Annotated in this window: 11 protein-coding genes; 4 read left to right on the forward strand and 7 right to left on the reverse strand. The window is 46.4% G+C overall.

Annotation, left to right across the window (positions count from 1 at the left end; genetic code table 11):
* Positions 1-94 precede the first annotated feature (94 nt).
* Genes hemG through OH455_RS17840 form a run of 3 tightly spaced genes read right to left on the reverse strand, consistent with a single transcriptional unit; the run spans position 95 to position 2,758 of the window.
* The gene (hemG, locus tag OH455_RS17830; protein ID WP_269982283.1) at positions 95-622 is read right to left on the reverse strand and encodes a menaquinone-dependent protoporphyrinogen IX dehydrogenase; all 528 of its coding nucleotides are present in this window, start codon (positions 620-622) and stop codon (positions 95-97) included.
* Positions 623-631: 9 nt separating this feature from the next.
* Positions 632-2,089 (reverse strand): TrkH family potassium uptake protein, encoded by a 1,458-nt coding sequence (locus tag OH455_RS17835; RefSeq protein WP_045973990.1) that lies wholly within the window; start codon positions 2,087-2,089, stop codon positions 632-634.
* Between the two features lie 45 nt (positions 2,090-2,134).
* Positions 2,135-2,758, reverse strand: a complete 624-nt coding sequence (locus OH455_RS17840; RefSeq protein WP_269982284.1) for a YigZ family protein — start codon at positions 2,756-2,758, stop codon at positions 2,135-2,137.
* 257 nt (positions 2,759-3,015) lie between these two features.
* On the opposite strand from OH455_RS17840, the gene fadB reads away from it, so the two are divergent.
* Together fadB and fadA are read left to right on the forward strand one after the other, a co-directional pair.
* A complete protein-coding gene (gene fadB / locus OH455_RS17845) occupies positions 3,016-5,187 on the forward strand; it encodes a fatty acid oxidation complex subunit alpha FadB (RefSeq protein WP_269982285.1) in 2,172 nt (723 codons plus the stop codon).
* A 12-nt stretch (positions 5,188-5,199) separates the two neighbouring features.
* Positions 5,200-6,375 carry an acetyl-CoA C-acyltransferase FadA gene (gene fadA / locus OH455_RS17850; protein ID WP_045973987.1) on the forward strand — a complete coding sequence of 392 codons (1,176 nt, stop codon included), beginning with the start codon at positions 5,200-5,202 and terminating at the stop codon, positions 6,373-6,375.
* 153 nt (positions 6,376-6,528) lie between these two features.
* Here the strand turns inward: fadA and punR are convergent, their stop codons facing one another.
* On the reverse strand, positions 6,529-7,446 hold the full coding sequence (punR, locus tag OH455_RS17855; protein WP_206375662.1) for a DNA-binding transcriptional activator PunR: 918 nt from the start codon (positions 7,444-7,446) through the stop codon (positions 6,529-6,531).
* Between the two features lie 140 nt (positions 7,447-7,586).
* Here punR and punC point away from each other — a divergent pair, with 140 nt between their 5' ends.
* A complete protein-coding gene (punC, locus tag OH455_RS17860; RefSeq protein ID WP_269982286.1) occupies positions 7,587-8,786 on the forward strand; it encodes a purine nucleoside transporter PunC in 1,200 nt (399 codons plus the stop codon).
* Positions 8,787-8,833: 47 nt separating this feature from the next.
* Here the strand turns inward: punC and OH455_RS17865 are convergent, their stop codons facing one another.
* Positions 8,834-9,610, reverse strand: a complete 777-nt coding sequence (locus tag OH455_RS17865) for a transporter substrate-binding domain-containing protein (protein ID WP_269982287.1) — start codon at positions 9,608-9,610, stop codon at positions 8,834-8,836.
* A 91-nt stretch (positions 9,611-9,701) separates the two neighbouring features.
* On the opposite strand from OH455_RS17865, the gene OH455_RS17870 reads away from it, so the two are divergent.
* Positions 9,702-10,442: an amino acid ABC transporter permease gene (locus tag OH455_RS17870; RefSeq protein WP_269982288.1), complete on the forward strand. Its 741-nt coding sequence runs from the start codon at positions 9,702-9,704 to the stop codon at positions 10,440-10,442.
* A gap of 45 nt (positions 10,443-10,487) precedes the next feature.
* Here OH455_RS17870 and glmU read toward each other — a convergent pair whose 3' ends face one another.
* Together glmU and OH455_RS17880 are read right to left on the reverse strand one after the other, a co-directional pair.
* Positions 10,488-11,849, reverse strand: coding sequence for a bifunctional UDP-N-acetylglucosamine diphosphorylase/glucosamine-1-phosphate N-acetyltransferase GlmU (gene glmU / locus OH455_RS17875; protein WP_269982289.1), 1,362 nt, complete (start codon positions 11,847-11,849; stop codon positions 10,488-10,490).
* Positions 11,850-11,999: 150 nt separating this feature from the next.
* Positions 12,000-12,422 (reverse strand): F0F1 ATP synthase subunit epsilon, encoded by a 423-nt coding sequence (locus tag OH455_RS17880; protein ID WP_006957442.1) that lies wholly within the window; start codon positions 12,420-12,422, stop codon positions 12,000-12,002.
* Position 12,423: the final 1 nt, after the last annotated feature.

Genomic DNA, 12,423 nt, shown 5'->3' on the forward strand with positions numbered 1-12,423 from the left:
AGATTTTCTTGGCAACCCCTTTTGATGATTTTTTTAGTTTTTCTTACCTTTCGGTTAAAGCTTGACCCCAAACGACCAAATATCACTCTTATCTTCAAAAATTGCTAAACTTTTGAGCGAATAACGAGACCTTTTTCCAGTTGGTGTATTCGATCTCTTTACTCGTGTCCGTCTCCCCTCCAGTCATGCTCATAATTAGCTTAATCATCATTTTATCGAACCAATTATATCGTGGATAGTAAAGAGCACCTGCGAATACGCCGATTAACTTGGGTTTCCAAGATGACTTGACTAAGAACTTGCGAATGTAAGCACTACCTTCAGGTGTGTCCTTACCTTGCGTTTCTTTTCTGGCAGTCAGATTGACACAGAAGAAGGCAACCTTATTAGAATCTAGCTGTTGTTTATACCGTTCAATAAACTGGTACAGACGTTTGTTCAAATGGCCATATCGAATTGAAGCTCCAATCAATACCTTGTCATACGATGCGAAATCGATATTTTCCGCACTGTGTAGATCTTGGGTTTCCACGTCAAACTCCGCTAGTTCTTGCTCTATATAACGAAGTATCTTTTGGGTTTGCCCTTCGCGAGAAGAGTAAAGAAATAGTGCTTTGGTCACAAAAGCTCCTTAACTACGCCAAAATGTCGGAGTTAGTAGAATCAATAAAGTAAATATTTCAAGACGTCCAAACAGCATAGAGACAATTAACACCCATTTGGCTTTATCATTGACATCACCAAAATTAAGGGCGACTTCTCCTAAGCCTGGACCAAGGTTATTTAGAGTTGCGGCCACTGCAGAAAAGGCACTGAGCTCATCCATACCTGTGGCTATCAGACCTAGCATACATACGACAAAGACTAAAGCATAAGCAGAGAAGAACCCCCATACCGCATCAACCACACGTTGAGACAGTGCCGTACCACCGACTTTGATGGTGTAGACTGCTCTCGGGTGTACCAAACGCTTTAACTCACGTGCTCCTTGGAGGGTGAGTAACAAAACACGTATGACTTTCATACCGCCACCCGTTGAACCAGCACAGCCTCCGATAAAAGAAGAGAACAATAGCAATACAGGTAGAAATAGAGGCCACTCTGAAAAGCCCGTTGTCGTAAAACCAGCAGTGGTTGAGATAGACACAGTCTGGAACAGCGCCTGGTCGAACGCATCATAAACAGAATCGTAGGAATGGTGATTCAGCAAGATAAGGAAGCATACAACAAAGAGGAGTGCCTGTATGAAGATAAAAGCGCGAAATTCAGGATCCTTCCAATAGTACTTAGGATGAACACCACCAGACGCAAACGCGGCAAAATGCAAAGAATAGTTACAAGCAGAGATCAATAAGAATACGACTGTAATCATGTTAATCGCGTAGCTATCAAAGTAGCCCATACTAGCGTCATGAGTTGAGAAGCCACCAATGGCTATCGTAGAAAAACTATGGCCGATGGCATCGAACGGTGTCATTCCCGCCAGCCAGAACGCCAAGGCACATGTGATCGTTAAGCTCAGATAGATGTACCACAGCGCCTTTGCTGTTTCAGCAATTCTTGGTGTCATCTTACTGTCTTTCACAGGGCCGGGAATCTCAGCTCGATATAACTGCATTCCCCCGATACCCAATACAGGCAAAATAGCGACGGCAAGTACAATGATTCCCATTCCACCAAACCACTGTAGGAATTGACGATAAAAAAGTACTGCTTTAGGGAGCTCATCAAGTCCAACAATGACCGTGGCTCCAGTGGTGGTCAGGGCAGAAAAAGATTCAAAAAAGGCGTCTGTTACTGACACGTTAGGGTTATCAGAGAGTAAGAAAGGAAGCGACCCCGCACTACCTATAACCGTCCAAAACAAAACAACGATAAGGAAACCATCTCGCGCTTTAAGTTCATGTTTATGGCGTCGATTTGGCCACCAGCAGATAGCACCACAGATAAGTAGGACAAAGAAAGTGGTGACAAATGGCACACCCGCTCCGTCACGATAAATCAACGCGACTAGCGCAGGCGCTAGCATTGAGACACTAAAGAGTGCGAGCAATAGCCCGACAATTCGAATAATTGAACGAAACTGCATGGATAGATGATGACTGAAGCTGAGCTTCCGACTTCCTGATTCTCTTTATTTTCCGTCTAAAGGGGTAACCAAAACTCTGGCCCCACTTTTGTTGATTATGGTTTGGGTAAAGTCACTCACATAGCGAAGCTCAATTTCCACGACCATCTTTACTTGTTCACTATAGTCAGTGTCCACTTGTTGCGCGCCAAATTGCGGCAATAGGTTCTGGATAATAGCAATTAAGCCATAGTCTAACTCCAGGAATAGCTTTGTGGTTATTTTTTTCTCAATAGTTTGAAGCAGCTTGAGAGCCTGCTGAACACCACCACCATATGCCTTGACCAAACCACCCGTGCCTAGCTTGATTCCGCCAGAGTAACGAGTCACAACTGCTGTAATCTCGCCCACACCAGACCCGGATAGTTGAGCTAAGATAGGTTTGCCGGCCGTACCGGATGGCTCCCCATCATCACTAAACCCCCATTGCATAGAGTCTTCTGGTCGGCCTGCTACGAACCCCCAGCAGTTATGCCTCGCATCTGAATGCTGCATTTTTACCTGCTCAACAAAAGCCTTGGCAGCCTCTATCGAAGGAGTATGTACCAGCTGAGTGATAAATACACTTTTCTTAATTTCTTCTTCAAATTGAGCAAGTTGAGCTGGAATAAGATAGGGCTGGTCGTTCATATCATTGCGTCAGTTTTTATTATCATGCCATTTTATCATGCTCTCCTAATAAGAGCCCTTAAAAGATCGGCCACAGCGCACAATGTTAAACACTTGTTTAAAAAATGTATTGAATTTAACTCTAGCTGAGTCCACACTAAGACAACTGGTCTAACCAGAATAAGAATAAAGCGACATTTCTATATGCTGGCCCACAAGCCGTGTGCTTGAGGCTGGTATACGCGCAATCCCAAGATTGTATGTCATGGAGATAGATAATGATTTACCAAGCCGAAACCCTACAGGTAAAGGAATTACACGACGGTATCGCTGAGCTAAGTTTCTGCTCACCAAATTCTGTCAACAAGCTCGACCTCGCCACTCTGGAATCACTCGATAAAGCTTTGGATGCCCTGAATGCATACCAGGGTCTAAAAGGCCTGTTACTGACTTCAGATAAAAATGCCTTCATTGTCGGCGCAGATATCACAGAATTCTTAGGTCTATTTGCTAAGGAAGAAGCCGAACTCGATAAGTGGCTACAATTTGCCAACAGCATCTTCAATAAGCTTGAAGATCTGCCTGTACCAACCATTTCTGTACTGAAAGGTCATACTCTTGGTGGAGGATGTGAGTGTGTACTCGCTACTGACATGCGCATTGGTGATAAAACCACCAGCATTGGCTTACCAGAAACAAAACTCGGTATCATGCCTGGCTTTGGCGGCTGTGTGCGCCTCCCTCGCGTCATTGGTGCTGACAGTGCCATGGAAATCATCACACAAGGCAAAGCTTGCCGCGCAGATGAAGCGCTAAAAATTGGTCTGCTAGATGCTGTTGTCGACAGTGAATCACTGTATGAATCAGCACTAGCAACACTCAAACAAGCAATTAATGAGAAGCTAGATTGGCAGCAACGCCGTAAACAAAAAACCTCTGCACTGACCCTAAGTAAGTTAGAAGCCATGATGAGCTTCACTATGGCAAAAGGTTTAGTGGCACAAAAAGCAGGCCCACACTACCCTGCGCCAATGAAAGCGGTCATCGCCATTGAAGAAGGTTCACGTTTTGCACGTAATGAAGCCCTAGATATTGAACGTAAGTACTTCATCAAACTTGCTAAATCCGAAGAAGCGAAAGCGCTGGTTGGCCTTTTCCTTAACGACCAGTACATCAAGGGCATTGCCAAGAAAGCGGCAAAACATGCCAACAAACAAACTGAACGCGCAGCCGTACTAGGTGCAGGCATTATGGGTGGCGGTATTGCTTACCAGTCGGCCCTCAAAGGCGTGCCGGTTATGATGAAAGACATTGCTCAGGCATCTTTGGACCTCGGCATGACAGAAGCCTCTAAGCTGCTCAATAAGCGCTTGTCACGCGGCCGTATCGATGGATTTAAGATGGCGGGTATTCTAGCATCAATTACTCCTAGCCTACATTACGCGGGGATTGAAACTTCGGATGTGATTGTTGAAGCGGTAGTAGAAAACCCGAAAGTCAAAGCCGCCGTATTAAGTGAAGTAGAACAACAGGTCAGCGAAGATACTGTCATCACTTCCAATACTTCAACTATCCCAATTAACTTGTTGGCCAAGTCGCTTCAGCGCCCAGAAAATTTCTGTGGAATGCACTTCTTCAACCCAGTGCATCGAATGCCTCTCGTTGAGATCATCCGTGGTGAACACACCTCTGATGAAACCATCAATCGTGTTGTCGCTTACGCCGCTAAGATGGGTAAATCGCCAATCGTGGTCAATGACTGTCCAGGTTTCTTCGTTAACCGTGTACTCTTCCCGTACTTTGGCGGCTTCAGCATGCTACTTCGTGATGGTGCAGACTTTACTAAAGTCGACAAAATCATGGAGCGCCAGTTTGGCTGGCCGATGGGCCCAGCTTACCTACTAGATGTAGTGGGAATTGATACTGCACACCACGCACAAGAAGTCATGGCGCAAGGTTTCCCTGAGCGTATGGGTAAATCATCTCGCGACGCCATTGATGCATTGTTTGACGCCAATAAGTACGGGCAAAAGAATGGCAGCGGCTTCTATAGCTACAGTGTCGATAAACGTGGTAAACCGAAAAAGACCTTCAGTGACGAGGTTTTACCGATTTTGTCTGAGGTATGCAGTCAATCTCAAGAGTTCGACGATCAAACCATCATTCAACGTATGATGATTCCAATGATTAATGAAGTCGTACTGTGTTTGCAGGAAGGCATTATTGCTTCTCCGCAGGAAGCCGACATGGCATTGGTATACGGTCTAGGATTCCCTCCATTCCGCGGCGGTGTGTTCCGCTACCTAGATAGTGTGGGTATCGCTGAATTTGTAGCGATGGCAGAGCAGCACCAAGGTCTTGGTGCTATGTATCAGGTTCCACAAATGCTGATTGATATGGCTGCCAAAGGCGAAACCTTCTATGGCACTCAGCAACACGGTTCTATCTAAGGAGATTCCCACATGGCTTTACAAACAAGAAACGTCGTTGTCGTAGATTGTCTGCGTACACCAATGGGGCGCTCCAAAGGTGGCGCTTTCCGACACACACGAGCTGAAGATTTATCAGCCCATTTGATGAAAGGAATTCTGGCTCGTAACCCTCAAGTTAATCCGAGCGAGATTGAAGACATCTACTGGGGCTGTGTACAGCAAACGTTAGAACAAGGCTTCAACGTTGCGCGTAATGCAGCACTACTTGCAGGCTTGCCAATTGAAATTGGTGCGGTAACTGTCAATCGCCTATGTGGTTCATCAATGCAAGCATTGCATGATGGTACACGCGCTATAATGACAGGCGATGCTGAAATATGTCTGATTGGTGGTGTTGAACACATGGGCCACGTGCCGATGAATCACGGTGTTGATTTCCACCCAGGCATGTCTAAAAACGTAGCGAAGGCAGCGGGTATGATGGGTCTGACAGCTGAAATGCTGGGTAAGCTACACGGCATCAGCCGTGAACAGCAAGACGAATTTGCCGCACGCTCTCATGCTCGAGCCCACGCTGCAACGGTTGAAGGTCGTTTTAAGAACGAGATCCTGCCAACAGAGGGGCACGCTGCCGATGGCACCCTTTTCACGCTAGACCACGATGAGGTGATTCGTCCAGAAACATCAGTAGAAGGGCTTTCTCAGCTTCGTCCGGTATTTGACCCTGCGAATGGTACAGTTACAGCTGGTACGTCATCCGCCCTTTCAGATGGCGCGTCCGCCATGCTGATCATGAGTGAAGATAAAGCCAATGAGCTCGGGCTTACGATTCGAGCTCGTATTAAAGGTATGGCAATTGCGGGCTGCGATCCGTCTATCATGGGTTACGGTCCAGTTCCTGCAACCCAGAAAGCTCTGAAACGAGCTGGCCTGTCAATTGAAGATATGGATGTAGTTGAACTTAATGAAGCCTTTGCAGCTCAATCACTTCCATGTGCAAAAGACCTAGGTCTGCTAGATGTGATGGACGATAAGGTTAACCTCAATGGCGGTGCTATTGCACTAGGGCACCCACTAGGTTGTTCTGGCTCACGCATCTCAACTACATTGATCAACTTGATGGAGTCAAAAGACGCCAAGTATGGTTTAGCGACTATGTGTATCGGTTTAGGCCAGGGGATTGCCACTGTATTTGAACGCCCTTAGTTGACATTGAACTACACAAAAAGGCCTGCTCAGCAGGCCTTTTTATTTGAACAACGAGGCTTTCTTCTCATTCAACTACAGACATCCGAGCTCATTGAGATAGTTTTAAACTTCATGGCTTCAAGTCGAATGTCTTTGCTAATTGGTTTTAACTCAGTTTGATGCATAACGCAGCCAGTCGTTATGTAACTTATCCCCACTACCTAGATAATCCACCATCCACTGAATCAATTTGTGATTGTCATCTTTGCGCCAAACTAGGCAACAGCGACTGATTGGCTTGTCATCTGGCAATAACTTCTCAACCAACTGACCTTCATGGATCAGTGGCATCGCGATATGACGTGGCATATAGCCTACGCCGACCCCATTTTTTAAGCACTCGATGGCACTGTACCAGTTAGGCAGCAGTAAACGGCGCTGGTGAGGATAATGACCAGTGTGACGTTTGGGCAGTACATTGGAAGTATCATCAAGGCAGATCGCAGGAAACTGACTGACAAATTCTTCAGTAAGGTTTTGCTGGCGTACACAAGCGTGACTAGGTGAAGTGACAAATGCCCAATCTAAGATACCCATATCCCGAACTTCAAAATCTCCCCCCACAGGAATCGCCGACGTCGCCCCAATGACAATATCAGCTCTGCCCTGAGATATGGCCTCCCAAGAACCGTTGAACACTTCCATATTGATCTGCAGCTCAGCGTAAGGAAAGGTTTGATAAAAATCTTCAATCAATGGCTTGAGACGCTCCAGTTTAACCACATTATCTAACGTCAGTTTGAGTGTTTTCTGCCAGCCGTGCGCTGCACGCTTGGTTTGCGCTTTCACTTCTTCCATTTGTCGAAGCATTGCCCTAGCCTGTTCAAGAAACACTTCCCCTGCGGGCGTCAGCTCTACCTTTCTTGGTAAGCGACGAAACAGCACAACATCCAATTCCTGCTCCATTTGACGAATGCTGTAGCTAATGGCAGATGGCACTTTATGCAAGACCTCCGCTGCCGCTGTAAAGCTGCCAAGACGAGCCACTGTATCCACCAGCTCTAACGAAGTTTGAGAAAATACACTCATAGCCACCTTTCAAATTTTTTGATGAATAACTGCAAATTTTAGCGTTTCAATTTCACTATCACGAAAAATAGAATAGCAAAGTTAATAAAAATGTTGGCGCCAACTTTAACAACCCATGAATTTTTTTGAATGGAAAGATAATGAAAATCTCTAAATTACAACTTTTCTATTTAGCCTCGTTATCAATGCTAGGTTTTATTGCCACAGATATGTACTTACCTGCCTTCAAAGCAATGGAAGGTGATTTTGCTACTGGCCCAGAACAAATTGCACTGTCCTTGACTGTATTTCTAGTCGGTATGGCGATTGGCCAACTTTTATGGGGACTAGCATCGGACAAATTTGGCCATCGAAATACGCTAGCCGCAGGTTTAGGTTTGTTTACCGTGGCCTCTTTTGGTCTTGCTTTCAGCGATCAAGTTTGGCAATTACTGACACTTCGCTTCGTTCAGGCCATCGGCGTCTGCGCTCCTGCAGTGATCTGGCAAGCGATGGTCATCAAACGTTACTCCAGCAGCAGCCAACAAATCTTCGCCACCATTATGCCACTAGTGGCGCTATCACCTGCTTTAGCACCGCAATTGGGTGTTGTGCTGGCAGATAGCTTTGGCTGGCACAGTATTTTTGTTGCTCTGACACTAATGGGATTGTTGCTAGTAGCCACGACGATGGCACAAAGCAATGAAAAGGAGCCAGCTAAGCAGACTAGCATGAGCTCAGATATCAAAGCACTAGTAAGCTCAAAGACTTATCTGGGCAACGTCATGATGTTTGCTACCGCATCAGCTGCATTCTTTGCGTATCTGACCGGTATGCCAGAAATCATGGCTCAGCTTGGCTACGAAGCCAAAGACATCGGTCTCAGTTTTATTCCTCAGACGATCGCCTTTATGGCTGGTGGTTACTTGGGCAAAAAAGGGGTGGCCAAATACGGGGATGAAAAAGTACTGCGTCAGTTGATTGGATTATTCAGTGTCGCCTCACTACTCGTGTTTATCGCCTCACAATGGCAGCTCACATCCATCTGGCCGATTCTTGCACCCTTCTGCTTAATTGCCGTCGCTAACGGTGCGCTTTACCCGATTGTCGTCAACCGTGCATTGGCCAGCGCTAAGCAGAGCCCAGCGACTGCGGCAGGGCTACAAAATAGCTTGCAGATCTGCGTCAGCAGTCTCGCCAGTGCGTTAGTCGCGGCGATGGCTAGCCAAGCTCAAGTAGTCACAGGTATTGCAATCGTTATTTGTATGAGCGGTCTATGGATTGGCTACATTGTTTCTAACCGTCAATTATCGCAGCAGTTTACTGCCCCAGACAATTCTCGTGTCGTCAGTGACGAGTAACCAATTAAAAAGAGCCGCGTTGTGCGGCTCTTTCTTCGACAAAGCAATTACTTGCTCTTCAATCCCCATTTCTCAGCAGTTTGTCTGAAAAAGCCTTGGGTCTTTTTCAGTTCAACCCAGTGATTAATGTAGTTAATCCATACTTGATCGTCCTGCGGCAGCAGCATCGCAATCGGGGTAGGTTTGCGTGGCTCTTTTACAGGTACAATAGCGAGTTGTTTAAACTTCTCAACTAACGTTGCTGCTTCAACGTTCGATGTCACGGAAACATCTGCACGGCGAGCTAGTAACTCTTGGAAATCTCGCGCTGGCGCTTCAATCACAATGTGTTTTGCCGAAGGAAAGAATTCTTTGACCATCTTTTCTTGCACCGTCCCCAATGTCGCAGCAACTTTCACCTCTGACTTGTCAAAATCGCTCCAGTCTGTGAACTTTTGCAGATCTTTTTTCTGTACCACAGGGACGAAAGCCAAGTAGAAATACGCTTGGCTGTAGCCGGCTACCTTCGCGCGAGACATATTCAAAGAGGCACTGCCCGTAATGTCGTACTTATTGGCCGTGATGCCGTTGACCAATGTTTTCCAATCCGTTGCAACATATTCAACTTTGACGCCTAAATCTTTGGCCAGCTCAGTGGTTACATCAATATCAAAGCCTCGGTAGCTATCGGTAGCCGGATCTTTCATTGTCATCGGATTCCAGTCCCCAGTCGTCCCTACCCGTAACACCCCGCTATCAAGAATCTCATGGAGTCGACTTGTCTCGGCCGCTGCCTGACCAATTGATAAAATACACAGTCCGAGTGCTAGGATGAACTTGTTCATTTAATCTTCCTTAAAGTTATTACGCTCTGTGATCGTTCACTGCTAACATAGCAGCAACAAAGCAGTTTTTTTAGACAATACAGGATGTAATGTGACCTATCGTTATTTCTGGCTGACCACCACTCTCCTTCTCACTGGCTGTAGTGACTATCAATGGGGCTGGTATGTACTCGATCCTTCGACGGAGCAAGGTCAGACAAACCTGAAGTTTCTAAGCGCAGGATTTTACGACACCATCACGATTTCGCTATTGAGCATGACTCTGGCAATGCTAATAGGTTTGTTGGTTGCCCTACCTTCACTATCAAATTCAAGATGGATCAATGGCCTGAATAGAGTTTATGTTGAGGTCATACGCTCGATTCCTGTACTCGTTCTGCTATTGTGGGTCTATTACGGCCTACCAACACTGCTGGATATCTCACTCGATCATTTTTGGGCAGGTGTTATCGCCCTAACCGTTGCAGAAAGTGCTTTCATGGCGGAAGTTTTTCGCGGCGGGATCCAGTCCATCGCCAAAGGGCAACATGAGGCTGCTGAGTCACTCGGACTGAATTACTGGCAAAAAATGCGCTTGGTCATCCTGCCACAAGCATTTAGACAAATCCTGCCACCACTCGGCAACCAGTTTGTCTATATCTTGAAAATGAGTTCGTTGGTCAGCGTGATTGGACTGAGCGATTTAACGCGGCGAGCAAATGAGCTGGTGGTCAATGAGTATTTACCCCTTGAGATTTATACCTTTCTGGTGCTGGAGTATCTGATTTTAATTCTGTTGGTATCGCAGGCAGTCAGGTGGCTAGAGCGACGTATTGCGATTCCAAGTAACTAGCTATAAAAAACGCCGCAATAAGCGGCGTTTTTTAAGAATTGAGGTTTACTTTTGTTTCACTGGGCGCTGCCAGCCTGTGATTTTGCGCTCTTTCGCGCGAGTAATCACTAACTCACCTTCTGCAACGTCTTTAGTTAATGTCGTGCCAGCGCCGACGGTTGAACCATCCGCGATAGTAACAGGAGCCACCAGCTGACTGTCAGAGCCAATAAACACATCGTTACCGATGATGGTCTTAAATTTATTTGCGCCATCATAGTTACAAGTGATCGTGCCTGCACCAATATTTGTGCGTTGACCAATTTCCGCATCACCCAAATAGGTCAGGTGATTTGCTTTAGAGCCCTCGCCAATGCGTGCATTCTTCACTTCAACAAAGTTACCCACATGAGAGTCATTACGCATCTCAGCACCTGGGCGTAAACGTGTGAACGGACCAACTGTACACTCTTCACCAACCGTCGCGCCTTCAATCACACTGTAAGGGCGAATGATACTATTGTCGTCGATTTCACAATCTTTCAGTACACTTCCAGTACCAATGATCACGTTGTCGCCCAAGGTAACTTTGCCTTCAATGATGACGTTGGTATCGATTTCACAATCCATACCACACTGCAACTCACCGCGCAGATCAAAACGTGCCGGATCGCGTAACATGACGCCCTGCTCCAACAACTTTTGAGCTTGCATAGACTGAAAAGCACGCTCTAGACGAGCTAACTGAGCACGGTCGTTAACGCCTTCTACTTCAATTGGGTTTACTGGATGAACAGCTTCTACCGCACGACCTTCATCGTGAGCCGCTGCGATTACATCCGTTAAGTAGTATTCACCCTGAGCGTTATTGTTGTTCAGGCCAGATAACCAACGCTTAAGATCACCGCCAGTAGCAACCATTACACCAGTATTAATCTCTTTGATCAGCTTCTGCTCTTCCGTCGCATCTTTCTGTTCAACGATGGCAACAACAGGGCCATTGCGACGCACGATTCGCCCATAGCCCATCGGATTATCCAGTACCACCGTCAGCAACGCGATACCACCTGTAGGCTGCGCATCCAATAGGCTTTCTAGAGTCTCTTCTGAGATCAGCGGTACATCACCGTAGAGAACGAGGATCTTCTCGTCATCTTCAAACTGAGGAGAAGCCTGATCCACAGCGTGACCAGTACCTAACTGATCCGCTTGCAGCACCCAGTTCACAGACTCCTCTGCCAGCTCAGCCTGCATCTGGTCACCGCCGTGACCGTAAACCAAATGAATATTCTGCGCGCCTAAACCAGTACACGTATCAATCACATGTTTAACCATGGGTTTACCTGCCAAGGTATGTAGTACTTTTGGCTTATTCGAATACATGCGAGTGCCTTTACCCGCTGCGAGGATCACCGCGCTAAATTTCATTCAGTAACCTATATGCTTGTTGTTAAACTGATGGCTATTCTAGACACTAATCAGGAATTAGTTAATTGATCTGGAAAAATTTCCGTTAAAAATTAAGCAAAAAGGCGGTCATATGACCGCCTTTATCATTTTTAAAACACCGCAATTAAATTAACGACGTTTCTTTGTCAGCTCGATAACACGTAGCTGAGCAATGGCTTTCGCCAGCTCACTGGCCGCTTGAGCGAAGTCCATATCGCCATGCTGATTCTGGATACTCTCCTCAGCGCGACGCTTGGCTTCTTCTGCCTTCGCTGCGTCTAGTTCTTCACCACGGATAGCCGTATCAGCCAGCACAGTCGCTGTACCTGGCTGAACTTCCACCATACCACCAGAAACATAAATGATTTCTTCGTGGCCGTGCTGTTTCACAATACGCACCATACCAGGCTTGATAGCGGTCAGTAGCGGAGTGTGGCCGTGGAAAATACCTAGCTCACCTTCGCTACCGGTCACCTGAAACGTTTCAACACGACCTGAAAAGATTTTCTTCTCAGCGCTTACTACGTCTAGGTGAAAGGTTATTGGTGCCATA

It is taken from the genome of Vibrio sp. T11.5 (assembly GCF_027587155.1).
In the GTDB taxonomy this organism is placed as follows: domain Bacteria; phylum Pseudomonadota; class Gammaproteobacteria; order Enterobacterales; family Vibrionaceae; genus Vibrio; species Vibrio neptunius.